Annotated in this window: 17 protein-coding genes and 1 pseudogene; 6 read left to right on the forward strand and 12 right to left on the reverse strand. The window is 64.9% G+C overall.

What is annotated here, in order from left to right:
- Positions 1-88 precede the first annotated feature (88 nt).
- From ACODSK_RS27600 to ACODSK_RS27630, 7 genes are all read right to left on the reverse strand, one after another.
- Positions 89-1,165 (reverse strand): CobW family GTP-binding protein, encoded by a 1,077-nt coding sequence (locus ACODSK_RS27600; protein ID WP_489020588.1) that lies wholly within the window; start codon positions 1,163-1,165, stop codon positions 89-91.
- Positions 1,162-2,820: an amidohydrolase gene (locus tag ACODSK_RS27605; protein WP_489020590.1), complete on the reverse strand. Its 1,659-nt coding sequence runs from the start codon at positions 2,818-2,820 to the stop codon at positions 1,162-1,164. Before ACODSK_RS27605 ends, ACODSK_RS27600 begins: the two co-directional genes overlap by 4 nt.
- 96 nt (positions 2,821-2,916) lie before the next feature.
- Positions 2,917-5,334 carry an efflux RND transporter permease subunit gene (locus ACODSK_RS27610; RefSeq protein WP_489020620.1) on the reverse strand — a complete coding sequence of 806 codons (2,418 nt, stop codon included), beginning with the start codon at positions 5,332-5,334 and terminating at the stop codon, positions 2,917-2,919.
- A gap of 2 nt (positions 5,335-5,336) precedes the next feature.
- Positions 5,337-6,392, reverse strand: coding sequence for a WD40/YVTN/BNR-like repeat-containing protein (locus tag ACODSK_RS27615; RefSeq protein WP_489020592.1), 1,056 nt, complete (start codon positions 6,390-6,392; stop codon positions 5,337-5,339).
- An 18-nt stretch (positions 6,393-6,410) separates the two neighbouring features.
- Entirely contained in the window at positions 6,411-7,763 is a 1,353-nt protein-coding gene (locus tag ACODSK_RS27620; RefSeq protein ID WP_489020594.1) for a DUF1329 domain-containing protein, read from the reverse strand.
- Between the two features lie 15 nt (positions 7,764-7,778).
- Positions 7,779-9,410: a DUF1302 domain-containing protein gene (locus tag ACODSK_RS27625; RefSeq protein WP_489020596.1), complete on the reverse strand. Its 1,632-nt coding sequence runs from the start codon at positions 9,408-9,410 to the stop codon at positions 7,779-7,781.
- Between the two features lie 537 nt (positions 9,411-9,947).
- Positions 9,948-10,931 carry a helix-turn-helix domain-containing protein gene (locus ACODSK_RS27630; RefSeq protein WP_489020597.1) on the reverse strand — a complete coding sequence of 328 codons (984 nt, stop codon included), beginning with the start codon at positions 10,929-10,931 and terminating at the stop codon, positions 9,948-9,950.
- Positions 10,932-11,385: 454 nt separating this feature from the next.
- Here ACODSK_RS27630 and ACODSK_RS27635 point away from each other — a divergent pair, with 454 nt between their 5' ends.
- Entirely contained in the window at positions 11,386-12,606 is a 1,221-nt protein-coding gene (locus ACODSK_RS27635) for an MFS transporter (protein WP_489020599.1), read from the forward strand.
- A 24-nt stretch (positions 12,607-12,630) separates the two neighbouring features.
- Here ACODSK_RS27635 and ACODSK_RS27640 read toward each other — a convergent pair whose 3' ends face one another.
- The 3 genes from ACODSK_RS27640 to ACODSK_RS27650 all read right to left on the reverse strand — a co-directional run bounded on the left by ACODSK_RS27640 (position 12,631) and on the right by ACODSK_RS27650 (position 17,229).
- Positions 12,631-14,808, reverse strand: coding sequence for a malate synthase G (locus tag ACODSK_RS27640; protein WP_489020601.1), 2,178 nt, complete (start codon positions 14,806-14,808; stop codon positions 12,631-12,633).
- Positions 14,809-15,253: 445 nt separating this feature from the next.
- Positions 15,254-16,492 (reverse strand): glycine hydroxymethyltransferase, encoded by a 1,239-nt coding sequence (locus ACODSK_RS27645; protein WP_489020603.1) that lies wholly within the window; start codon positions 16,490-16,492, stop codon positions 15,254-15,256.
- Positions 16,493-16,494: 2 nt separating this feature from the next.
- Positions 16,495-17,229, reverse strand: coding sequence for a GntR family transcriptional regulator (locus tag ACODSK_RS27650; protein WP_489020605.1), 735 nt, complete (start codon positions 17,227-17,229; stop codon positions 16,495-16,497).
- 153 nt (positions 17,230-17,382) lie between these two features.
- On the opposite strand from ACODSK_RS27650, the gene ACODSK_RS27655 reads away from it, so the two are divergent.
- The 3 genes from ACODSK_RS27655 (at position 17,383) to ACODSK_RS27665 (ending at position 20,817) form a co-directional block, all read left to right on the forward strand.
- Positions 17,383-18,594 carry a pyridoxal-phosphate-dependent aminotransferase family protein gene (locus ACODSK_RS27655; RefSeq protein ID WP_489020607.1) on the forward strand — a complete coding sequence of 404 codons (1,212 nt, stop codon included), beginning with the start codon at positions 17,383-17,385 and terminating at the stop codon, positions 18,592-18,594.
- 111 nt (positions 18,595-18,705) lie between these two features.
- Positions 18,706-20,004, forward strand: a complete 1,299-nt coding sequence (locus tag ACODSK_RS27660; protein ID WP_489020609.1) for an MFS transporter — start codon at positions 18,706-18,708, stop codon at positions 20,002-20,004.
- Between the two features lie 48 nt (positions 20,005-20,052).
- Positions 20,053-20,817, forward strand: coding sequence for a 2-keto-4-pentenoate hydratase (locus tag ACODSK_RS27665; protein WP_489020611.1), 765 nt, complete (start codon positions 20,053-20,055; stop codon positions 20,815-20,817).
- A 285-nt stretch (positions 20,818-21,102) separates the two neighbouring features.
- Here the strand turns inward: ACODSK_RS27665 and ACODSK_RS27670 are convergent, their stop codons facing one another.
- Together ACODSK_RS27670 and ACODSK_RS27675 are read right to left on the reverse strand one after the other, a co-directional pair.
- On the reverse strand, positions 21,103-22,770 hold the full coding sequence (locus tag ACODSK_RS27670; RefSeq protein ID WP_489020613.1) for an NAD-dependent malic enzyme: 1,668 nt from the start codon (positions 22,768-22,770) through the stop codon (positions 21,103-21,105).
- A 65-nt stretch (positions 22,771-22,835) separates the two neighbouring features.
- Positions 22,836-23,753 (reverse strand): LysR family transcriptional regulator, encoded by a 918-nt coding sequence (locus tag ACODSK_RS27675; protein ID WP_489020615.1) that lies wholly within the window; start codon positions 23,751-23,753, stop codon positions 22,836-22,838.
- 113 nt (positions 23,754-23,866) lie between these two features.
- On the opposite strand from ACODSK_RS27675, the gene gcl reads away from it, so the two are divergent.
- Both gcl and ACODSK_RS27685 read left to right on the forward strand, forming a co-directional pair.
- Positions 23,867-25,642 (forward strand): glyoxylate carboligase, encoded by a 1,776-nt coding sequence (gene gcl, locus ACODSK_RS27680; RefSeq protein ID WP_489020617.1) that lies wholly within the window; start codon positions 23,867-23,869, stop codon positions 25,640-25,642.
- 16 nt (positions 25,643-25,658) lie between these two features.
- Positions 25,659-25,866 (forward strand): annotated as a pseudogene (locus tag ACODSK_RS27685) (hydroxypyruvate isomerase); the annotation flags it as partial.

Consider the following 25,866-nt stretch of genomic DNA (forward strand, 5'->3'; position numbering starts at 1 on the left):
ACAAATGTGGGAGCCGGCGTTGCCGGCGATGCGCCGTGTGGACGGCGCTCGATCTGGAGGGCACCGGAAAAGCATCGACATGCACCTGTCAGCGTTGACTCGGTATCCCGCCGAGCGCTCTTCTCAGATCATCACCCCGACGCCCCACAACAGGCCTGAACACCGGCACTCCAACCCCGACGAACTTCTCGAAGGTCCTGGCGATCTCCGCGAACTCCAGCTCATGAACGATCAGCACGATACGCGAGCGCCGGTCGGCCGAGGGCCAGGCCGGCAGTTGCCGCAACGGGTGAAACACCTGCTGCACGCCGTGGATCACCGTCGGCCGGCCGGGATGCTCGGCCAGTTGCACCAGCCCCTTGACCCGCAGCAGGCTGTCGCCGCGAACCATTGCCATCAGTTCCAGCCAGTGCGCCAGGCCGACTTCGGGCAGCGGCTGGTCGAACACCAGGCAATGCGCCTGGACCTTGCCGTCACGGTGGCTGCCCGCCCCCGCACCGTCCCCCAGGCGTGCCAGATAGGCCGCGCCGTCGAACACCGCCGACGCGACCGGCAGCGCCTCGGCGGCAGAGACGCGTCCCTCGCTGACGGCCATGATCGACGCGTCCGGGTTAAGCCCCAGCAGACGCTTGCGCAAGGCCGCGAGGCTGATCTCATCGGCCAGGTCGGTCTTGGTCAACAGCAGTCGGTCGGCCAGCGACACCTGCCTGAGCGCTTCACTGTGCCGGTCCAGGGTACGCGCGCCATTGACCGCATCCACCGTGGTGACAATCTGCTCCAGGTAGTAGTGCGCCTGCACCTGGGGATCGACCATGAAGGTCTGCAATACCGGTGTCGGGTCGGCCAGCCCGGTGGTCTCGATCAGCACCCGGCGAAACCCCGGCAGCGACTGCTGCTGGCGCCGCTCGTGCAGATCGGCCAGGGTATCGACCAGGTCGCCGCGCACCGTGCAGCACAGGCAGCCGCTTTGCAGCAGGCGCAGGTTTTCGCTGACCTGCTCGACCAGCAGGTGGTCGAGGCCGACCTCGCCGAACTCGTTGATGATCACTGCGGTATCGGCCAGCTCCGGCAATTGCAGCAGGTGGTTGAGCAGCGTGGTCTTGCCACTGCCGAGAAAACCGGTCAGCAGGGTGACCGGCGTGCGCTGCCGATCGCCGCCGCTCATGCTTGCGCCTCATGCACGCACTTGCCGGCGAAATAGGTCAGCAGCACCCGGGTTTCGGCCAGGGTCTCGGCGGGCACCTGGAACAGGTTGCGGTCGAGCACGATGAAGTCGGCCGCCTTGCCGACCTCCAGCGATCCCGTCTCCGCCTCCAGGCCCATGGCCCGCACCGGGTCAAGGGTGTAGATACGCAGGGCGGTGGCCAGGTTCAGGCCCTGGTCCTCTCCCAGTACGCCGGGGAACTGCCCGCTGGGGTCGCGCCGGGTGATGATGCCCTGCAGGCCGATGAACGGGTTCGGATCCGGCAGCACCGGCCAGTCGGATCCCGCCGCCATCAGCACGCCGGCCTTGTCCATGTCGACGTGCCGGTGCGAGTTGTTGACCCGCTCCTCGGACAGCACCAACTTGAGCTGTTCGACGATGATCCCTGGGAACCACAGCATCGGCGACAGGTCGGCAACGATATCCAGCTCGACGAAACGCGGCAGGTCATCCGGGTGGACGTAGCCGGCATGGGCGATCTGATGGCGGCGCTTGCCGCCATTGAAGGTGCGCACCACCTCGAAGGCATCCAGTGCGGCACGCACCGAGCCGTCGCCGGTGCAGTGGATCTTGATGCTGATATCGGCCTTCTCGCAGTCGGCGATCACCTTGGCCAGCTGCGGCACGGTCATGAAGTTCGAGCCACGGAAACAGCAGCCATAGGCTTCGCTCGGCACATAGGGTTCCAGCAAGGCCGAGGTGTGGGTGGTGGGTACGCCATCCATGAACAGCTTGCCGAACTCGGGGCGGAAGTAGCGGCTGCGGTACCTGTCGCGCTCGGCGAACAGCGTTTCGCCCCACTCGTCGGCGGAGAACGGCCCCTGCAATACCGGAATCGAACCGATCACCCAGGCGGTCAACTGGTCACGCTCGGCGAGGGTGGCCACCGAGTCCAGCACGAAGCGCGCGCTCAACGGCTCCTGCAGCGCGGTGATACCCAGCGCGTTCAAGCGCTTGAGCGCATGCAGCCCGGCGGCCACGTCGCGCTCCGGCTCGGCGGCCAGGGCGCGGCCGACCGGCCCTTCGGCCAGCATCGAGGCCGCCTCGATCAGCAACCCGGTAGCCTCCCCGGTTTCCGCCCGGCGCACGATGGTGCCGTTGACCGGGTCAGGGGTTGCGTCGTCGATACCGCAGGCGCGCAACCCGGCATCGTTCAGCCAGCGGTTGTGATGCGAGTCGTCGCAGAGCATGACCGGGCGCCCGCCGGCGGCCTCGTCGAGGCGCAGGCGCGCTTCGTAGGTCAGTTGTCCGAGCATGTCGGAGCCCCAGATGCCGCCGGTGATCCAGCGCTCCAGCGGGGCATCCCGGGCGGCCTCGCGCACCCGCTCGATGATCTGGTCCAGCGAGGTGTTGGGCGGGAAGTTGACCTCGTACAGCTCGGCCCGCCCGGCGGCCACGAAGTGGTTGTGGATGTCGGCCATGCCCGGCATCAGCATGCGCCCGTGCAGGTCGAGCACTTCGGCGCTGGCACTCAGCGCCGCCCTCGCCTGCTCCGCCCGGCCAACGGCAACGATGCGGCCATCGCGCACGGCCATCGCTTCGGCCCAGGGCTGCCCGGGATCGAGGGTGTAGATTGCCGCGTTGAGCACCAGCAGTTCTGCAGTGGATTCAGCCATGTCGTGTACCTTTCTATCGTCGATTGGCGATGGCAGTCCCCGGCCCCGTGGCAACGGGACAGCAGTGACCGCACGGAGTGTTCGGATCGCGGTACGTCAGGCCGGATGCGCCTGTCGCTCGGGCACTGGCACCGCACTCGCCGCAGGGACGGCGAAATGCACGGGCTTGAGCAGGAAATACGCGAGCGCCGGCAGGAGGATCAGGGCGCCGAGCATGTTCCACAGGAACATGAAGGCCAGCAGCAGGCCCATGTCGGCCTGGAACTTGATCGGGCTGAGCACCCAGGTGATGACGCCGATGGCCAGGGTCACGCCGGTCAGCATCACCACCTTGCCGGTGAACAGCAGCGCGCGGTAATAGGCCTCGGAAAGGCTGTCGCCGGCACGCAGGCGGCCCAGGGTCACCGAGAGGATGTACAGCGCGTAGTCGATGCCGATACCAACGCCCAGGGCGATCACCGGTAGCGTCGCCACCTTGACCCCCATGCCCAGCATCACCATCAGCGCTTCGGCCAGCACCGAGGTGAGCATCAGCGGCAGCACCGCCACCAGCACCGCGCGCCACGAGCGGAAGGTGATCAGGCTGAGCAGCGCCACCGCCGCGTAGACCAGCACCAGCATCTGCCACCAGGCGGCCTTGACCACGCTGTTGGTGGCCGCTTCGATGCCGGCATTGCCCGCCGCGAGAAGGAACCTGGCCTCGGCCGTATCGTTGTCGCGGGCAAAGGCTTCGACCTGCCCGACCACCTGGCTCAGGGTGTCGGCCTTGTGGTCGCGCAGGTACACGTAGAGCGTCAGCAGGCTGCAGTTATCGTCATACAGGCCACGCGGGGCGGCGGCGGTGACGGTGTTGAGCATGCCCTGGTTGGGCACGAACTCGTACCACTTGGGATTGGCCTCGCTCAGGCCCACCAGCATGCGCCGGTTGAGCAGCGCCAGCGAATGGGTCGACTCCACGCCCGGCAACTGGCGCAGCTGCCATTCCAGGCTGTCGAGCTTGTTCAGGGTGTCGTAGCGCGAACACTGCCCTTCCGGTGTGCTGACCAGCACGGCCAGGACATCGCTGGAGGCGCCGTAGCTGGCATTCATGAACGCCACGTCGCGGTTGTAACGGCTGTCGGCGCGCAGCTCCGGCGCACCCGGATCGAGGTCGCCGATCTTCAGCTGGGTACTGACGACAAAACCGATGCCGCCGATCAGCACGGCAACTGCCAACGCAGCGCCGGCCGCCGGCTGGCGGGTGAAGCGGTCGAGGAAGGCCCACAGCGGGTGGCGCGCCTGGCCCTGTTGATCGGCTTGCTCGGCACGCAGGCTGCGGCGTGCCGCACTGGCGCTGACCCCGGTGTAGGAGAGCAGCACCGGCAGCAGGATCAAGTTGGTGAAGATCAGCACCGCCACACCGATGGAGGCGGCGATCGCCAGTTCGCGGATCACCTGGATATCGATCACCAGCAACACCGCAAAGCCCACCGCATCGGCCAGCAGCGCGGTCATTCCGGCCAGGAACAGGCGGCGGAAGGTGAAGCGTGCCGCCAGCAGCCGGGGCACGCCGCGACCGATGTCCTGCATGATGCCGTTCATCTTCTGCGCGCCATGGCTCATGCCGATGGCGAATACCAGGAACGGCACCAGGATCGAGTAGGGGTCGAGCGAATAGCCCAGCGTCGGTAGCAGGCCCAGCTGCCAGACCACCGCGATCAAGGAAGCGGTCACCACCAGCAGGGTCGAGCGCAGGCAGCGGGTGTACCAGAACACCGTGGCGGTGGCGATCAGGACGGCGATGGCGAAGAACAGCAGCACCGACTTCACGCCCTCGATCAGGTCACCGATGATCTTGGCGAAACCGGTGATATGCACCGGAATGCCTTCAGCCTCGTATTGCTGGCGCAGTTGTTCGAGTTGCCCGGCAAACACCGCGTAGTCCAGCGTCTTGCCCTGGGCGTCACGGTTCAGAAGGGGTACGTAGATCACCGTCGAGCGACTGTCGGCCGCAACCAGTTGGCCGATCTCGCCGGAACGGGCAATGTTGGCGCGCAACTGCTCCAGGCTGGCCGCCCTGCCGTCGTAGCCGTTGGGGATGACCGAGCCGCCCTCCAGGCCGTCCTCGGTGACACCGGTCCAGCGGGTCGAGGGCGTCCACAGCGACTTCATGTTGACGCGATCGACGCCCGGCAGGAGGAACACCTGGTCGGACAAGCGCCGCAGCGCGTCCAGGTAGGCCGGGTCGTAGATATTGCCCGAGGGACTCTCCACGGCGATGCGCACCGAATTGCCAAGACCGGTGAGCTGGTTCTGGTACTGGTGGAACACCTGGATGTAGGGGTGCCGGGTCGGGATGGTCTTCTCGAAGCTGGCGTTGAGCTGCAATTTGCCGGCCTGCCAGGCCAGCACCAGGGTGGCCAGGGCGCACAGCAGCAGCACCAGCAGGCGGTGGTTGAACAGCGCACGTTCCAGCAATGAACCGGAACGTGGATCGAAAGCCTCCTGGGCCAGGATCGGGTCGGTCGGCGACATCTTCACTTTTCTTCTCCAGCCGGAAACAGGCGAACGCCCTGCTCGCTCAGCACCAACAGCTTGCCCTTGCGGGTCGGTAACAGGTTGTTCAGCGCAGGCAAGGGCTGACGGTTGAGTGGCTGCAACTGCCGGCCTTGCACGCGCAACAGCACACCGGCCTGGCTGGCCAGCAGCAGCTCGCCATCGGCGGCCAGCGCCGAGGCAGTGATCGAGGCTTCGACCGGCGTAGCCAGGGATACCCAACTGGCACCGGCGTCATCGCTGCGCAAGGTGGTGCCACGCAGCCCGGCCACCAGCAACCCGCCGTGAGGCAGCAGCTCGGCGGTAAAGAAGCTGCCGGTGTACGGCGTGTGCAACGGGCGGAAATGCGCGCCGCCGTCCTCCGACAGCAACACCAGCCCCTGCTCGCCGACGATCAACACACGCTGGCCATCGCCGCGCAGCGCATTGAGGTGCAGCCCCGAGGGGTTGGCGCCGGGCGCCAGCGCCGGCTGCCAGCTCTGCCCACCATCGCGTGTCGCCAATGCCAGGCCATAGGCGCCGACGGCGATGGCGTGCCGGGCATCGGCGACCCAGACATCGAGAAACGGCTTGTCGGCACCCTCGGCGACCAGCCGTTCAGCCTCGGCGATGGCACGTGCATCACCATGGTCGCGAGCTGCCTGCAACAGGATCTGCGCGGCGCGCTGACCATCGAGGCTCAGCGCCCAGTGCTCGCCGGCGTCCTGGCTGGTCAGCACGCTGCCACCGTGACCGACCGCATAGCCGTTGCGCGCATCGGCGAAACGCACCGTGGTCAGGGTCACGCTGACCGGGGTCGGCACCTGGCGCCAATTGGCGCCCTGGTCATCGGAGAGCACGATGATGCCGCGCTCGCCGACCGCCACCAGGCGCTCACCCGCTTCGGCGGCGCCGAGCAGGTAGGCGCGCTCGGCGTGCACCACGTTCAGTGCCGGACGTTGCAGCGGCGCGCCCGTCGGCTCGGCGCCCACGCTCATGGCCAGGAGCAGGCCGAGCCCGCCCAGCAGGCCACGGGAATGCAGCAATAGACTGTTCATTGCACTATTCCCACCCACTCAGCGAATACCATCGGAGGCCAGGGCATCCGGGGTGAATTCACTGTCCGGTACCTGGTCGAGCAACTTGAAGTGCACCGGCTTCTCGTTGAACAGGCCGGCCATGAAGGCAGCACCGGAGAGCAGGTCGTTGAAGCCGAAGATCGACATGAAGTTGCCCGGCAGCTCGGGGATCAGGCTGACGTAGCCCCAGGTGGTCTTCCACAGCTGGCCGTTGGCGTCCCAGCGGTCGCCCAGCACGCAGGTCCAGGTGTCCTCGTCGCAGTAGTAGCGGCTGCGCGCCGCCTGGTGGCGCTGGCCGGCGCGCAAGGTCGCCTCCACCACCCAGACCCGGTGCAGTTCCCAGCGGGCGTGATCGGGATTGATATGGTGGGCGCCGAGGATGGCCTTGTCGGAGGTCGGCTGCATGAGCCGGTTGGCGTTGTACGGAATGTACATTTCCTGCTTGCCGACCAGCTTCCAGTCGAAACGGTCGAGGCGCCCGGTGAACACCTCGATCTCGTCGAAACTCATGACCCCGGCCATGGTCGGGCTTGGCGTGTCGCAGCAGGTGTTGGGCAGCTTGCGCACCCGGCGCTGGCCGACCAGGTAGACCCAAGCCTGGTCCTTGCTGGCATCCAGGTTCTGCCGGCCGACGATCCCTTCGCCGGCACGAATCGACGGCGCCGAGACACGGTTGCGCACGGTGAAGTAGATACCGGACTTGGCGAACTCTTCCAGGTTGCTGTTCTTGAAGTAATACGGGGTTTGCTGGGTGGATTGGGTATCGCTGGCCAGCACCGCTTTGCCGTCCGCGGTCAGTTGGTAGGCCGTGGCATAGAAGGTGGCGCTCGGCGCACGCCAGCGCAGCAGGTGGTTCCAGATCACCTCGGCGCCGTTCTGCGGGATCGGGAATGGCACGCCGCCAAAGGCGTTCTCGACGATATCGCCCTTCAGGCTGGCCCGCGTGGCGTTGCTCAGGGTGTTGTCATAGACCCACTGCGGCGCGGCGGCGGTGCGGTGGGTGGGATAGATATCGACACGGTAGCTGTCCGGGTACCTGGCCAGCAGCGCCTTGGTGCCGTCGCTGAGCTTGTCGGCGTACTGCGCGGCGTTTTTGCTGTTGATCGAGAACAGCGGCTTTTCGTCCTTGAACGGGTCGCCCCGGCGCCCACCCGGCTGGTCGCCCGGGGTGGGCGTGCTGAGTCCGCCGGTCCAGGCCGGGATGCTGCCATCGGCGTTGCCGGCCTTCTCCGCGCCCAATGGGGTCAGGTCGGTTTTCAAGCGCGCGGCCTCCTGGGCGCTGACGCCCGCCAGCGCCTGTTGCGTACAGAGGATCAGGAGACCCAGCAGGGAAAGCGAAAATCGGTTCATGGAAGGCTCCTGTGCTTAGAACGAGCGCTGCAGCGACAGCGCGATGAAGTCGCGGTCTTTCAGCGATTGCTTGAAGGTGATGTGGCCGTCGTCGTCGAGGGAGGTGCCACCGGGGCCGAAGTAGTGGGTGTAGGTCACCCCGGCACGCCATTCGTTGAGGTAAAGCGCGGTGACGCCGATGCTCAGGTCGCCGACCTTGTCGCCATTGAAGGCGCCGACCACCGAGGAATTGCCAAGGCCGAAGCCGAGACCGACCGGTACCGAAAGATCGACGCCGGGAAACACCTGGCGATAACGCGGTTCGTAGGCGATGCGGATGTTGGCCGCGTCGCGGTCGGCCAGGGGGTTCAGCGCCTCCCGGTTCTTGGTCACGCTGAGCAGGCGGTTCCAGGCGATCTCGCCGAGGAAGTCCGCCTCGTTGGCAATGAACGACGGGCCCAGCGTGGCCAGCCAGGAGACCTGCGCGTGCAGCGAGTTGCCCACCGCGTAGCGGGCATCGCCGGCGTTGTCGCCACCGCCGTCGAGGATCGTCACCGCATCGCTGTTGAGCGGTGTATTGCGCCGGGTCGAAACTTCGGCGGCGACGTTGTAATCGCCAAAGGTATGGCTGGCACTGGCACCGAAGGCGCGGATGTTCTCCGGATAGACCCACTGGTAGGTGCCGATCTGCCCCGTCTGGAAGTCCGGCGCGCCGGCACCGGGGCGCAGGTAGATCTGCGGGGTCTTGTCGTGATAGCGGATGGCGTACAGGCCGAAGTCGGTTTCGCCGGCCCGGAAGCGCAACTGCACGCCACCCTGCCCGGAGTTCTTGGCTTTCATGTCCTGCTGGCGGAAGAACGCCAGCGGCTCGCCGTCGGGGATTACCGGGTTGGGCGCGGCGATCAGCCGCTCGGCACCGTCGCTGATGATGTCGAGCACCGAGAAGTAGCTGCCCGAGGCCGGCAGGCGGGTACGGTCCCAGCGCAATTGGTAGAAGGCGCCGATGGAGATATCCGGGGTGAGCTGCAATTGCCCGGAGATCTGCTCGGTCGGACGGATCAGTTCCTTGAACTGGGTGTTGGGTACCGACGCCGCCTTGACCGCGTCGATCGGCGCCATGCCGCCGGCAATGCCGTTGGCGCCGAAGAACAGGCTCTCGCCCCAGACCAGCGCGTGCCGCCCGGCGCGCACCGTGGCCTTGGCGTCGCCGACGTCGAAACGGCCGAAGACGAAGGCATCGAGCAACTCGCCCTTGCGCCCGTGGAGCTTCTCGGTGTCGCGGGTGAACTCATCGTGGTACACCGACAAGGCGTTGGCGGTGGCCGCCGAGTCGTTGTCGTTATCGCCGTTGTAGACGCTGTCGAACCAGGCCGCGCCCGACACCCTGGCGCCGAAGTTCCTGTAGGTGAGGTCGACCTCGGAAAGCAGGTCGAAGCGGTTGGAAATCAGCCCGCGGTCGAAGTTGCGGTCGCCATCGTCATGGTTGGGCCTGGAGGTCAGTTGATCCGACTGCCCCTCGACGCGAAACGCATTGCTGTACTTGACGGTGTTGTCCCAGCGCAGGCGCAGGTCCGGGTTGTCGGTGTCGATTTCGAACGCCTGTACGTCCGGCGCAAGCAATGTCATCACGCACACGGCAAGCGGGCACAAGGCAAACTTATGAGCCATCTTTGTGTACCTCTGTTGCTCTGGCTTGTTGTTATCAACAGGGAGCCTTGGCTCACCCGGGTTAGCAGACGACGACTTCTGAGGACGCCTCTGCAATCCAGAGTACGGAGCGGGAAAAATGGCCGTTAGCCGAAATCGGCAAACTTTCATTCGGCTTTCGCCTCATGATCGCGACCGATTGCGCAGACGAGCGAAGGCAGCCAGCGTGATGCTGGCTGCGTTGGTGCAGGCGGATTGATGGTGTGACTGCTGGCCTCATCGTCGGCAAGCCGACTCCCACAGGGTTCTGGGCCAGCCGCAGTATCGTTGCTCGACGCGAACCAGGTAGGAGCTGCTTCAGCTGCGAAGGACCGCGTCAGCGGTCCCGAAACCATCCCGCACGAACCTCTGACCAAGCCGCATCATGGATTCACGGTGCCCGCTCTGCCGGGGCTCTCAAGGCTCATTGGATAGGCAGGATTTGGGACCGCTGACGCGGTCCTTCGCAGCTGAAGCAGCTCCTGCCGGACCAATCGCGGCACTTCAGCCCGGACAACTTCAGCGGTTGAGGGTCTGTGAGGGCAGTTCACCGAACATTTCCCGGTATTCGCTGGAGAACCGGCTCAGGTGCCAGAAGCCCCAGCGGGTGGCGGCATCCTGCACCGAGGTGGACGCGGCACTGCCAAGCAATTCGCGGCGCACCGCATTCAGGCGCAGGGCCCGCAGGTAGGCCAGCGGATTGATCTCCAGGGTTTCCTGGAAACAGTACTGCAACTTGCGGCGACTGGCCCCCAGGTGCCGGCACAGGTCGAGAATGGTCAACGGCTCATCGAGATGACTCAGCGCGTATTCACAGGCGCGATCGACCAGGCGCTTGCGCGCCGAAGGGGCCAATTCTACTGGCGGCTCGGCCGGGAGCAGATCGAGCAACTGGTTCATGATTGCATCACGGACCTGATGACGACGGCTCTCGTCATCCAGCCAGCCCTGGACCCCGACGCTCTCGCTTTCGACGTTCTCGATCAGCATCCGCAGTTGCTGGGCGACCGCCAGCCCTTCGAGCTGATAGACCTTGGGTACATGCGCAGCGGTGAAGGCGATACCGTGCAGTGCCAGTTCCCGCTCCAGCACCGACTGCTCGATGGAGACGACGATGACATCGACCTCCTGCGGTGCGCGCAATTGCGGCAGGTCGTCGGCATGGGTCACCAACGCCGAACCGCTGGGCAGCGCATGCCCGGCACAATAGGCATTGCCGACGCACTTGAGGGGAATGTTGAAGGCGATGGTGCCGGGTCTGGCCGCCCCGCGCTTGATCAGCGCCTGGTTGGTGCGGTCACGCACCACCTGCATCCAGTCCAGGCACAGTTCGAACAGCTCGCCTTGGAAGGCGCCTGCACTGAGCTGGTCGTAGGTGATACGCCAGCCACTCATGTGCGCAGCATGCTCGTTGATGTCCTGGGAGCTGACATGGCGGGAGTAGTTGAACAGCCCGGCAGACACGCCAGGCGACGATACAGCGGGCAAACCGTGAGCGCTCATAACAAAACCCGTCCGAACTCGGCCAGTACTGCGCTTTGCGCCGTGGCCGAAAGCACTAAACAGCTTGCGCCACGGTCACCAGTGACCGCAGGCAAACCCCAGGATTGCGAATCAAGTCTTTCTTGTTTGTATTGTTTGCTGGACAAGCAACCTTTCAGTCCGGTTCTGGACAAGGCTGAAACGGGCGACCGGCACGAAACAGGAGCGGCAGTTCGTGGGGTAGCCAGCAAGCCCGCTCGGGCTTGCGTCAACATTCTAGGAGCCTAGGGACAAAGCCCGTCTTGTTCAAGCATGCCCGGCACTTGGATCACGCTGCCAACAGCATGCGCCTGCAGCAAGTCGGCGCCATCGTCGCGCGTCCCTCTCTGCACGCAACGAAATTGTGCTGATTCCGGATAACCCTCCCGCCAGGGCCAGCCCTAAGCTCGCCGGACACCCCTCCAGGAGCCTCGTGATGACCCAGCTTCCCTTCCCCAGACCGCAGGCCCGAATCGGCCGCGAAGGCATCGTCGTGCTGCTCGGCAGCAGCCTGACCATCATGGGCTCGGTGATGATTGCACCAGTACTGCCCAAACTCGCCGGCGAATTCGCCGCGAGCCATGCCCGCGCCGATGTCCTGGTGCCCCTGGCCATGACCGGCCCGGCCCTGGCCATCGCCCTGTTCGCGCCCTTCGCCGGCTGGCTCGCCGATCGCCTGGGGCGCAAGCTGCTGCTGATCATCGCGACCCTTTGCTACGCCCTGCTCGGGGTCAGCCCGGCGCTGCTCGACGACCTGCCGGGCATCGTTGGCTCACGCCTGCTGTTCGGCTGCGCCGAGGCGGCAGTCCTGACCTGCTGTACCACCTTGATCGCCGATTACTGGGAAGGCGAACGACGCCTGAAGATGATCAACCTGCAAGTGATCACCATCGCCCTGATCGGCGCGCTGTTCTTCGTCCTCGGGGGTGTCGCTGGCGAACATTCGTGGCGGGCGCCGTTCTACCTCTACCTGCTGCCGCTGCTGCTGGTGCCGGCCATGCTCAAGCTGCTCTGGGAACCGATCCGACTGCGCGAACAACAGGCCGTCGATGACGAGCGCCCGGTGTCGATCATGACCCTGGTCGTGGGCTACCTGCTGGTGTTCGGCGGCATGCTGCTGAACTTCATCGTGCCGGTGCAGACCCCGGGCCTGCTGGTCAGCCTCGGCGTCACGTCCAGCACCTTGATCGGCCTGTCCGCCGGGCTCGGCCTGCTGGCGACCCTGGTCGGCTCGCTGATCTGGCCATGGGCCCGGCGCCTGCTCGGCACCTCCGGCTGCAATGCCTTGCTGCTCGGCCTCGGCGGCCTGGGGCTGTGCTTGCTGGGTAATGCGCAGAGCTACAACGAGGTGCTGCTCGCCGTGGTCATCCATGGTGTCGGCGGCGGCATGCTGGTGCCGAATGCCATGGCGCCGGTCATGAATACCCTCAACGCCAGCAACCGCGGCAAGGGCCTGGGCGTGTTCGCCGCCTGCCTGTGCCTGGGGCAATTCGCCAGTCCCTTGCTGGTGTTGCTGCTGACCTCGTTCAATCTCGATCTGCGCGGTGCCATTCATGCGGTGGCGACGGCCGCCTTTGTCGGCGCGGCCGTCTGGTTGCTGGCGCGCATGCTGAATGCCGAAAACGGCAGGTCCAGACCGGCCACGCCGGGCGCCTGAGCGGCTGCGCAAGCACAGCGCGGGTCAGCCCCGCGCCTTGTACGCCTGCCGGAAGCGGTGCAGCAATGGCTCGGTATAACCACTGGGCTGCCGGGTCCCTTCGAACACCAGGGCACAGGCAGCGGCGAAGGCCAGCGAGGCGTCGAAGTCCGGCGCCATCGGCCGGTACAGCGGATCCCCCAGGTTCTGCCCGTCGACCACCGCCGCCATGCGCTTGAGCGCCGCCAGCACCTGGTCGGCATCGACCACGCCGTGGCGCAGCCAGTTGGCGATGTGCTGGCTGGAGATACGCAGGGTGGCGCGGTCTTCCATCAGGCCGATGTCATGGATGTCCGGCACCTTGGAACAGCCGACGCCCTGCTCGACCCAGCGCACCACATAACCGAGCAACCCTTGCGCGTTGTTCTCCAGCTCTTCGGCGATCGCCCGGGCATCCCAACCGGCGATATCGCCCAGGGGAATTTCCAGCAGTTCGTCCTGCAGCACGGCAAGCTCATCGGCGCTGGCCGTGGCGATGATGTCGCGCTGCACGGCGCCGACATCGACCTGGTGATAGTGCATGGTGTGGAGCGTGGCCGCTGTCGGGGACGGCACCCAGGCAGTGTTGGCGCCAGCCTGCGGGTGGGCGATCTTCTGTTCCAGCATCGACTGCATCAGGTCGGGCATGGCCCACATGCCCTTGCCGATCTGTGCCCGGCCACGCAACTGGCAATCCAGGCCGATCAGCACGTTGTTGCGCTCGTAGGCCTTGAGCCAGCGGCTGGACTTCATGTCGGCCTTGCGCAGCATCGGCCCGGCCTCCATCAGCGTGTGCATCTCGTCGCCGGTGCGGTCGAGGAAGCCGGTGTTGATGAACACCAGCCGCTCGCTGGCCTGGGCGATGCACGCCTTGAGGTTGAGGGTGGTGCGCCGCTCCTCGTCCATGATGCCCATCTTCAGGGTGTTGGCCGGGATGCCCAGCATGGCCTCGACGCGGCCGAACAGTTGCGCGGTGAAGGCCACTTCCTCGGGGCCGTGCATCTTCGGTTTGACGATATAGACGCTGCCATGCCGGGCGTTGCGCCGATGCTCCAGGTCATGCAGCGCCGCCAGGCTGGTGACCACGGCGTCGACGATGCCTTCCGGCACTTCGCGCCCCGCGCTGTCGAGCAACGCCGGGGTGGTCATCAGGTGGCCGACATTGCGCACCAGCATCAGTGAACAGCCGGGTAACCACAGGCTGCTGCCGTCGGCACGCGACCACTGGCGCGGCGGGTTGAGCCGGCGGGTCACGGTGCGTCCGTTCTTTTCCAGGGTTTCGCTCAGGTCGCCTTTCATCAGGCCCAGCCAGTTGCGATAGACCAGCACCTTGTCGGCGGCGTCCACGGCGGCCACCGAGTCCTCGCAGTCCATGATGGTGGTCAGCGCCGCTTCCAGCACCACGTCATGGATCTGCGCCGGGTCCTGGCTGCCGATGGCGGTGCTGCCGTCGATATGGAGTTCGATATGCAGGCCGTTGTTGATCAGCAGCAAGGCACTTGGTGCCGCCGCATCGCCGCGCAAGCCGAGCCATTGCCGTGGGTCGGCGAGGCCGCTGGTGGAGCCGTCGGCGAGGGTCACGCGCAACTGGCCGTCGTCGATGGCATAGCGAGTGGAATCGAGGTGGCTGCCCGAGGCCAGCGGCACGCTTTGGTCGAGAAAGGTCCGGGCGAAGGCCACCACCTGCCGTGCCCGCTGCGGATTGAAGGCCGCTTGCCGGGCAGTCGCGCCTTCATCGGCGATCACGTCGGTGCCGTACAAGGCGTCGTACAGCGAACCCCAGCGGGCGTTGGCGGCATTCAGCGCATAGCGCGCGTTCATCACCGGCACCACCAGTTGCGGGCCGGCCTGCAGGGCGATTTCGCTGTCGACCTGGGCCGTGCTCACCGCCACCGCGTCTGGCACCGGTTGCAGGTAGCCGATGGAGTGCAGGAAGGCGCGGTAAGCGGATTTGTCCGTCACCGGCCCCGGGTTGCTGCGATGCCAGGCATCCAGTTGCGCCTGGATCGCCTCGCGCTTGTCCAGCAGGGCGCGGTTAAGCGGTGCGAGGTCATGCACCAGTTGATCGAAGGCGCTCCAGAAATGGCCGACGTCGACACCGGTATCCGGCAGCAGTTCGTCCTCGATGAAGTGCAACAACGCTGGCGCGACGGCCAAATGACCTCTTTGCAGAAAATCGCTCATGACGCTCCTCGCTTCCGCCTCTCACAGGCGTATTTCTTCTTGTTGGGCATGGTTATCTACACATCTTTTAGCCGGGTACCGATGATGGACCCGCGTGACTCAGGTAGGAGCGTGGCTTGCCCGCGAAGGCATAGGTATCTACACATCTCAATGAGGCGCAACACGGACCTTGTGGGCGGCTGTTAGCCGCGATCGGCGGCAAAGCCGTCGTAAAACCTGAGTCCCAAGTGTTTCTGACACACCGAGGTCACCGGTTTTATGGCCGCTTCGCGCCCAATCGCGGCTAACAGCCGCTCCCACAGGGTCCGCGTTGAGCATGGCCAAGATGTGTAGATACCTATGCCGCGAAGGACCGCTTACGCGGCCCTTCGCGGTGGTCCGTCACACGGCAAGCCACGCTCCTACCTGAACCGTGCGCCAGTGTTACCTATTATGTATTTTGAATTCAATATTCATTTTTGATCAGGTGCTGGATACGGGACTGAATGGCCTCTGCATCCTGCCGGGCATGAACCTGCAATCGGCCGTCCGGAGCAATGCGCAATACCTCGGCAAGCAAACCGGCCACATCCAGCATCTGCTGAGCCTGCAAGCCCTGCCGGGTGATGAACTGCGTGCCCAGGCGCAAGGCATGTCGACCCGCCCGGGCAGGATCGACGCAGGTGCCGATGAGAATGCCGTTAGCTTGCAACGCCAGCATTGCAGCGCGCGGATCGACGTCAGCGGCCAGCGGCAGCAGCAGTTGATGGGTATGCACCTCGTCGCCCTGGGCCGTGATCACCGGCAAGCCGGCCGCCAGCAAGGCGCGGTGCAGTGCCGCGCTATTGCCGACGATGCGCCGCGCATAATCGCCGCCGTCGGCCAGGGCTTCGTCGAGTGTGACCGCCAGCGACGGCAGGCGCCCGGCGTCGTAGTTGGCGAGCATGCGCCTGTCCAGCAAGGTGCTCAGGGCCTCGGCGTCCTGCGGGTCGCGGCCCAGGACCAGGCCCTGGGGGCGGCCCGGCAAGGTCTTGTAGGTGGAGCTGGTGATCAGGTCGACCCCGGCATCGAACGGATTGGGATACACCCCGCCGGCAATCAGGCCAAGCACATGGGAGGCGTCGAACAGGGTTTTTGCGCCCACCGCGCGTGCAGCTTGCACCACGGGGGCGATCTGGTCGGACTTGACCATGATGCTGCGGCCCAGCACTACCAGCCGTGGCTTGATCCGTTCCACCAACTCGACCGCTCGCTCGGTATCCAGCTGGCAAGTGGCACGGTCGAATGGCAGGTCCTCCACCAGCAGACCGGCCAGCGCAGGCGTACCACCCCGCCGCTGGCTGAGGTGCCCTCCATGTTCGGCGGCCGGGGCCAGAACCCGGTCACCCGGCTGGCAAAAGGCATGGAACACCGCGAGGTTGGCCAGGGTGCAGCTCGGCAGGCGCACTTCCGCCCAGGCGGCCTTGAACAGGCGCAGCGCCGCCTGGCGGGTGAACTGTTCGAGTTCGCTGACCAGTTCGGTTTCCGGCTGCTCCTTGGTATATGCCGGGCCCATGGCCGGGTAGGCACTCAGCGCCGGGTTGTAGGCAGCCATCGCCCGTGGGCTGGGCAGGTTGGCCCCGGCGTAGAGCATCAGCCGCTGCGTCTGCAATTGCGGCATGCGCCCGGCGCAGGCCGCCAGCAACTCATCGATGGTTTGGCTCATGTTCAAGCCCCCCGCCGGCGGATCGAATCAGGGTGCTCGGCATCGTCACGCACCATGAGCATGATCGCGTCGCGCTTTTCCAGCAGGTGATGACGGAGGATCTCGCTGAGGCGCTTACCATCCCGCTCCTGCAAAGCGACGATCATGTCCTCGTGATCGTGCAGCGCCCTGTCCCACTTCGGCGCCTGCTGGTTGGACAGGTAGCGCAGCGAATGGATGCGCCGGTTCAGCGACAGGTACACCTGGCGCAACGCCGAATTGCGGGCGGCCAGGTTGATCAGGTCGTGGATCGAGCGGTTGCGGTGGTAGTAGCCCGGCAGGTCGTTCTGGTTCTTGCTGACCACCATGGCGTTGTGCAGCGCCTTGATCTCGTCCAGTTCCTGCTCGGTGATGCGCTCGCAGGCCAGCTCGCCGGCAAAGGCCTCGATGCCGCTCATCAGTTCGAAGGTCTCGCGGATCTCCTGCTCCGACATGCGCGCGACGCTGGCGCCGCGGTTGGGATTGATCTCGATCAGGCCCTCCATCGCCAGCACCTTCAATGCCTCGCGCAAGGGCGTGCGGGAAATGCCCAGGGTGTCGCACAACTCGCGCTCGTTGAGCTTCTGCCCGGCGCTCAGCACACCTTCGGTAATGAAGCTGCGCAGGTGCTCGACCACTGTGTCGTGCAGACGCTGACGTTCGAGGCGGGGCATCAGCGGCGACTTGTTTACTGTGTTCAACTCACTATTATTTTGCATTCAAAATCCTCATCGTAAGCGCTTGAAACCACGCTCTTATTCGAAAACCACAGTGAATACGGGAGACTCTAGCTCATTTTCGGGGGTTGACACAGCAGAATGACGCGCTATCGTATTTTGAATTCAAAATACAAAAACAAAAAGGAGTCACCCATGCTGAAGCTCGATTTCCACCCCGCCGGCCGTCACTTCCTGCAGATCCCAGGCCCGAGCCCTGTACCGGACCGCATCCTGCGCGCCATGAGCTACCCCACCATCGACCATCGCGGCCCGGAGTTCGGCGAGCTGGGACTGAAGGTGCTCGACGGCATCAAGAAGATCTTCAAGACCGTGCATCCCGTGGTGATCTACCCGGCCTCGGGCACCGGCGCCTGGGAAGCCGCGCTGTGCAACACCCTGAGCGCCGGCGACGAGGTGCTGATGTTCGAAACCGGTCACTTCGCCACCCTGTGGCAGAAGATGGCCCTCAGCCTCGGCCTCAAGCCGCAGTTCCTCGGACGCCCGGGCATCGAAGGCTGGCGCGGCGGGGTCGACGCATCGATGATCGAAGCGCACCTGCGCGCCGATAGCGCCAAGCGCATCAAGGCGGTGTGCGTGGTGCACAACGAAACCAGTACCGGCGTGACCTCCGACATTGCCTCGGTACGCAAGGCCATCGACGCTGCCGGCCACCCGGCGCTGCTGCTGGTCGACACCATTTCCGGCCTGGCCTCGGCCGACTATCGCCACGACGAATGGGGCGTGGATGTCACCGTCTCCGGCTCGCAAAAAGGCCTGATGCTGCCGCCGGGCATCAGCTTCAACGCGCTCTCGCCCAAGGCCATCGAAGCCAGCAAAAGCGCGACCCTGCCGCGCAGCTTCTGGGGCTGGGACGAAATCGTCGAGATGAACAAGACCGGCTACTGGCCGTACACCCCCAACACCAACCTGCTCTACGGTCTGAACGAAGCACTGGAGATGATTCTCGGCGAGGGTCTGGACAACGTCTTCGCCCGCCACAACCGCCTGGCCCAGGCCTGCCGTACCGCGGTGAACGCCTGGGGCCTGGAGATCCAGTGCGCCGACCCGAGCGTGTACAGCCCGGTGCTGACCGGGGTGATGACCCCGGAAGGTATCGATGCCGATGCCGTGCGCAAGGTGATCTACGAGCGCTTCGACATGTCCCTGGGCACGGGCCTTGGCAAGATGAAAGGCCGCATGTTCCGCATCGGCCACCTCGGCGACTGCAACGACCTGACCCTGATGGCGACCCTGACCGGTTGCGAAATGGGCCTGCAACTGGCCGGCGTGAAACTGCAATCCAGCGGTGTGCTGGCGGCCATGGATTACCTCGGAGGACAAGCGGTACCACTGCGCCGCGACTGATGTGAACAACGCCGTACCGGACGCTGCGGCCCCTGCCGCAGCGCCCTGAAAGACGAACTATCCCGAACTCCCGCATCGTCTGCGGGAACAATAAGAAATTGGAGATAGAACATGAGGTTTTTCCGTCTGCGCCCCACCACGGTGGTGCTGTTCATGCTGTGCGCCATGTATTTCATCACCTACCTCGACCGGGTCAACGTCAGCACTGCCGCTGTCGGCTTCGGGCCGGAATTCGGCCTGAGCAAGACCGAGATCGGTATCGTCTTCTCTGCCTTTGCCTACCCCTACCTGGTGTTCCAGATCATCGGCGGCTGGGTCAGCGACCGCTTCGGCGCCAAGCGCACCCTGGTGGTGTGCGGCCTGATCTGGGCTGCGGCCACGGTGCTGACCGGCCTGGCCGGTGGTTTCGTTTCGCTGATCATCGCCCGCGTCCTGCTCGGCCTCGGCGAAGGCGCTACCTTCCCTGCCGCGACCGCCGCCATGTCGCGCTGGGTACCCAAGGAAAAACGCGGCTTTGCCCAGGGCATCACCCACGCCTTCGCCCGACTCGGCAATGCCCTGGCCCCGGCGGCGATGATCGCGATCATGGCCACCTACGGCTGGCGCGAGTCGTTCTATGTCTGCGCGATCATCAGCTTCATCTGGGTGGCCCTGTGGGCGCTGGTGTTCACCGAATTGCCGAAAAACCATCCACGCATCTCTCAGCAGGAGCTGGATTCGCTGCCCGCCCCCAAGGTCAAGAACAAGGACCCGCTGCCCTGGGGGCGCCTGTTCAAACGCATGGCGCCGGTGACCATCGTCTACTTCTGCTACGGCTGGACCCTGTGGCTGCTGCTGAGTTGGGTACCGATGTACTTCATGAACCTCGGCCTGGACCTCAAGGGCACCGCCATCTTCGCCTCCGCGGTGTTCTTCGGCGGCGTGGTCGGCGACACCCTGGGCGGTATCGTCAGCGACCGCATCTACGCCCGCACCAAGAACCTCAACAAGGCGCGCAGCCTGATGGTCTCCATCTGCCTGAGCCTGACCCTGCTGTCGCTGGTGCCGCTGATGTTCACCACCGACATTCATATCTCCCTGGCCTGCCTGGCCATCGGTTTCTTCTTCTCGGAAATGACCATCGGCCCGATGTGGGCCATCCCCATGGACATCGCCCCCGACCATTCCGGCACCGCCTCCGGCATGATGAACACCGGCTCGGCGATGGCGGCGATCATCAGCCCGGTCGCCGCCGGCATGCTGATCGACGAGTTCGGCAACTGGCAGTTGCCGTTCCTTGTGAGCATCGGCCTGCTCGCCATCGGTGTGGCGCTGTCGTTCAAGATGAAGCCGCAAAACCGCTTCGAGTACACCAAGGCATCTGCGCCAGCCAGCGACAACGCGCAGCCGGCACCCGCCATCGGCAAGTAACCCCCGTGACCGCGCCTGCGGGCGCGGTCCTGATTAAGGAGCGACACCTTGAATACCGCAGCCCCTGCCGCGCACCTTGCGCAACTTATCGTCGACGCCCAACGCGCCAACCGCCCGTTGGGCGAACTCGATCCTGACCTGTATCCGAAGGACTTCGCCGACGCCTACCAGACCCAGCAAGCGATCTTCAGCCTGCGCGGCCTGGAAGTCGGTGGCTGGAAGATCGGTTCGAAATCCCACACCGGCCCGGTGCAGGGCTCTCCCCTGCCCGCCGACTGCCTGCACGCCCCGGCCAGCTCGTTTGCCCGCGCCGACTACGCCCCGGTAGGCCTGGAATTGGAAATCGCCTTCCGCTTCAACCGCGACTTCGCCCCCCGCGACGAGGCCTACAGCGAGGCGGAAGTGCATGCCGGCATTGGCGAAATGGCCGCCACCATCGAGATCGTCTCCAGTCGTTTTGCCGCGTTTCCCAAGGTCGAGCCGTTGACCCAACTGGCCGACCTGCTCAACCACGGCGCCTTGGTGGTGGGTGAGTTCGTGCCTTACCAGGAGGGTTTCCCGTTCGCCCAGCCGGCCCTGGAGCTGACCTTCAATGGCACAAGCATCGTGCCCGGCTGCGTCGCCAATCCGGCCGGCGACCCGCGCCGCCTGCTGACCTGGCTGGTCAACCATCACACCGGCCAGGGGCAGGTGCTGCCCAAGGGGCTGGTGGTCACTACCGGGTCGTTCACCGGGATGTATTTCGCCAAGGAGGCGGGTGAGTTGAAGGGGCTGATCAGTGGGTTGCCGGCGGTTTCACTGACGCTGACCTGAGCATGGTGCGGCGCGGCCCAGGTAGGAGCTGCTTTAGCTGCGATGGACCGCATAGCGGTCCCAAAACCTGCCAACTCGGTGAGCCTGGAGAAACGCGCCAGATCAGGCTCTGTGAATACGAAACAGGGCTTGACCAGGAGCTCGTGCGGGATGGTTTTTGGGACCGCTAGCGCGGTCCATCGCAGCTAAAGCAGCTCCTACCTGGACCGCGTCGGCCTTCGCCAAGAGGTGCTAAAAAGAGGCCCCGACTTCTCGGGGCCTCACCTGACACTACCTCACCCCCCCTCAAGCCGTTTCATAACTCCGATACCGCGGCTCCCAGAACATCGCCTCGATCGCCTCGCGCAGCACCTGCTCATCCTCCACCGCCGCCACGCCATCGGCTTGCGCGGCCAGGGCAACGGCCAGGGCGATCTTCTTGCTCACCTCCTGCACATCCCTCATCGCCGGCAGCATTTCGCCGGCCTTGGCGCTTTCCGCCAACGCCCTGGCCGAGGCCATCAGCATGCGCTCGGTGACCCGGCTGGCCTGGCTGACGATCACGCCCAGGCCGATGCCAGGGAAGATGTAGGAGTTGTTGCATTGGGCGATCTTGTAGGACTTGCCTGCCCATTCGACAGGCTGGAACGGGCTGCCAGTGGCAATCAGCGCCTTGCCTTCGGTCCACTTGAGCAGGTCCAGCGGGTGCGCCTCGATCTGCGAGGTGGGGTTGGACAGCGGCATGATGATCGGCTGACGGCAACCCTGGTACAGGGTCTGGATGATGGTTTCGGTGAACAGCCCGGCCTTGCCCGAGACACCGATCAGCACGCTGGGGCGGGCATTGCTCACCACCTCCTGGAGGTCCGGCCAGTCTGCCGCGAACTGCCACTGCGACAGCGAGTCGGTGGCATGGGCCAGGCGCGTCTGGAACGGATACAGGCCCTGCTGGCGGTCGGTCAGCAGGCCCTTGCTGTTGAGCAGGAACACCTGGCTGCGGGCCTGGGCATCACTCAGCCCCTCCTCGACCATCGCCTGGATGATCTGCTCGGCGATGCCGCAACCGGCCGAGCCGGCGCCGACGAAGGCGATGGTCTGCTGCGACAGCTTCTCGCCCTTGATCCGGCAGGCGGCGAGCAAGGTGCCGACGGTGACCGCCGCCGTGCCCTGGATATCGTCGTTGAAGCAGCACAGCTGGTCACGATAACGCTCCAGCAGCGGCATGGCGTTGGCCAGGGCAAAGTCCTCGAACTGCAGGAGCACGCCGGGCCAGCGCCGCTGCACGGCGGCGACGAAGGTTTCAAGGAAGTCATCGTAGGCCTGGCCGCGTACCCTCGGCTGCTTGAGCCCGAGGTATTCCGGGTCCTCCAGCAGGGCCGGATTGTGCGTGCCAACATCCAGCACGATGGGCAGGGTATAGGCCGGGCTGATGCCGCCGCAGGCGGTGTACAGCGACAGCTTGCCGATGGGAATGCCCATGCCGCCGATACCTTGGTCGCCCAGCCCGAGGATGCGCTCGCAATCGCTGACCACGATGACCTTGACGTTGTCCTTGGTGACGTTGGCAAGCATTTCGTCGATGCGATCACGCTCCTCGTAGGAGATGAACACGCCGCGATGGCTACGGTAGATCCGCGAGAATTCCTGGCAGGCCTTGCCCACGGTGGGGGTGTAGATGATCGGCAGCATTTCTTCGAGATGGGTGTCGACCAGCTTGTAGAACAGTGTTTCGTTGCGGTCCTGCACCGAGCGCAGGTAGACGTGCTTGTCCAGTGGCGTGGCCGCCTCGCTGAACTGGCGATAAGCCCGGGCGACCTGCTCTTCCAGGGTTTCCACCCGCGCTGGCAGCAGGCCCTGCAACTGGAAGCGCTCGCGTTCCACCTGGGTGAAGGCCGTGCCCTTGTTCAGCAATGGCGTTTCCAGCAGCGCTGGACCACGAAACTTCACGGGCAGTGGACGACGTTCTGACGACATGACGGTGACCTCGTTTGGTTGTTGTATTTTGAATTCAATATACCGACAACGAGTCGAAATGCAATTCAGCGCGCGCCGGTGCGCTGCCAGTAACCCGGCTCGTTGTAGAGCTCCTTAAGGTAGTCGACAAAAAACCTGACCTTGGCTGGCAAGTGCCGTTGTTGTGGCCAGACCGCCTGGATGTCGTAATCCGGCAAGGCAAATTCGTCCAGCACGGTCATCAGTTTCCCGGCGTCGAGTTCGGCCTGGATCTCCCAGGTCGAGCGCCAGCCGATGCCCACGCCGCGCTGCATCCACGCGGCGAGCAGTTCACCGTCGTTGCAGGCCAGGTTGCCGCTGACCTTCATCGCGACCTGACGACCGTCGCGCAGGAAGGTCCAGCCACGCTGCTGGCCGCCCTGCAAGGTGAACGCCAGGCAGTTATGGTCGGCCAGGTCCTCCAGGGTGCGCGGCTGGCCATGCCGGGCAAAGTACGCCGGCGTCCCGCACACCACGCGCTTGTTGGGGTAGAGCTTGACCGCGACATAGTTGGGGTCGCGGATCTCGCCGATGCGGATGCTCAGGTCGTAGCCCTCGCTGACCAGGTCGACCACGCTGTCGGTCAGGTTGAACGCCAGCTTCACATTGGGAAAACGGCGCTGGAACTCCAGGGCATGAGGAGCCACATGGAGCCGGCCGAACGCCGCCGGTGCGGAGATCTGCAGGCTGCCCTTGACCAGCGACGAGCTGCTGCAAATGGCCGCTTCCAGGTCATCGAACTCAAGCAGCAGCCTGGTGGCCCGCTCCAGCAATTGCTCGCCCAGGGTGGTCAGCTTCAGCCCGCGGGTGGAGCGATGCATCAGCTTCACCCCCAGGCGTTTTTCCAGGCTGTCGAGGCGCCGCCCGAGGATCGCCGGAGTGACCCCTTCGGTCAGCGCCGCCGCCGCGAAACTGCCCTTCTGCGCCACCTGGACGAAACTCTGCAATTCGACATATCGGCCCATTCCATACCTCAGGTATCGACAGAAACTAGTTTTACGGGCCTACACCAAGCCCAGTCGTTACTCCATGCTGCCACTCAATAAGAAAAATATCGACCCAGTGTCAGGAGAACGTTATGGCGAAAATGAGAGCGATTGAGGCGGCGGTTCATGTATTGCGCCGCGAGGGTGTCGAGGTGGCGTTCGGCATTCCCGGAGCGGCGATCAACCCGTTCTATGCGGCGATGAAGTCGGTGGGCGGTATCGACCACGTCCTCGCTCGCCACGTTGAAGGCGCCTCGCACATGGCCGAGGGCTACACCCGCACCAAGGCCGGCAATATCGGCGTGTGCATCGGCACCTCCGGCCCTGCCGGCACCGACATGGTCACCGGCCTGTACAGCGCCTCCGCCGACTCCATCCCGATCCTCTGCATCACCGGCCAGGCCCCTCGCGCCCGCCTGCACAAGGAAGACTTCCAGGCCGTCGACATCACCAGCATCGTCAAGCCGGTGACCAAGTGGGCGACCACCGTTCTGGAACCGGGCCAGGTGCCTTACGCCTTCCAGAAAGCCTTCTATGAAATGCGCACCGGCCGCCCAGGCCCGGTACTGATCGACCTGCCGTTCGACGTGCAGATGGCCGAGATCGAATTCGATATCGACGCCTACGAGCCACTGCCCGTGACCAAGCCAGCCGCTACCCGCAAGCAGGCGGAAAAGGCCCTGGCCCTGCTCAATGACGCCGAGCGTCCGCTGCTGGTCGCCGGTGGCGGCATCATCAACGCCGACGCCAGCGACAAGCTGGTCGAGTTCGCCGAACTGACCGGCGTGCCGGTGATCCCGACCCTGATGGGCTGGGGCACCATCCCTGACGACCACGCGCAGATGGTCGGCATGGTCGGCCTGCAGACCTCGCACCGCTACGGCAACGCCACCCTGCTCAAATCCGACCTGGTGTTCGGTATCGGCAACCGCTGGGCCAACCGTCACACCGGTTCGGTCGACGTCTACACCGAAGGCCGCAAGTTCATTCACGTCGATATCGAACCAACCCAGATCGGCCGCGTGTTCACCCCGGACCTGGGCATCGTCTCCGACGCCGGTGCCGCCCTGGACGTGTTCCTCGAAGTGGCCCGCGAGTGGAAAACCGCCGGCAAGCTGAAGTGCCGCGGCGAATGGCTGAAGGACTGCCAGGCACGCAAGTCGAGCCTGCAGCGCAAGACCAACTTCGACAACGTGCCGGTCAAGCCGCAGCGCGTGTACCAGGAAATGAACGAGGTGTTCGGCAAGGACACCACCTACGTCAGCACCATCGGTCTGTCGCAGATCGCCGGCGCGCAGTTCCTCCACGTGTACCAGCCGCGTCACTGGATCAACTGCGGCCAGGCCGGCCCGCTGGGCTGGACCATTCCGGCGGCGCTGGGCGTGGTCAAGGCCGACCCGAGCCGCAAGGTGGTGGCACTGTCCGGCGACTATGACTTCCAGTTCATGATCGAAGAGCTGGCAGTGGGCGCGCAGTTCAACCTGCCGTATGTCCACGTGCTGGTGAACAACGCCTACCTGGGCCTGATCCGCCAGGCGCAGCGTGGTTTCGAGATGGATTACTGCGTGCAACTGGCCTTTGAAAACATCAATGCCAGCGAAGCCGGCAACTACGGCGTCGACCATGTGACCGTGGTCGAGGGACTTGGTTGCAAGGCGATCCGCGTGTTCGAGCCTTTCGAAATCGCCCCCGCCTTGCGCGAAGCGCAGAAGATGGCGGAGATGTACCGGGTTCCGGTGGTGGTCGAAGTAATTCTCGAACGGGTCACCAACATCGCCATGGGCACCGAGATCAACGCGGTCAACGAGTTCGAAGAACTGGCGACCAGCGCCCACGACGCCCCGACTTCCATTCTGCCGATCCAGTGATCGCAAGGAGCAACCTATGCCTCGTTTCGCTGCCAACCTGTCCATGCTGTTCACCGAGCAGGACTTCCTGTTCCGCTTCAAGGCCGCCGCCGATGCCGGGTTCCAGGGCGTGGAGTACCTGTTCCCCTACGACTACGACCCGGCCACGATCAAGCAGCAACTCACCGAGCATGGCCTGACCCAGGTGCTGTTCAACCTGCCGGCCGGCGACTGGGCCAAGGGTG

It is taken from the genome of Pseudomonas sp. FG98, assembly GCF_057808595.1.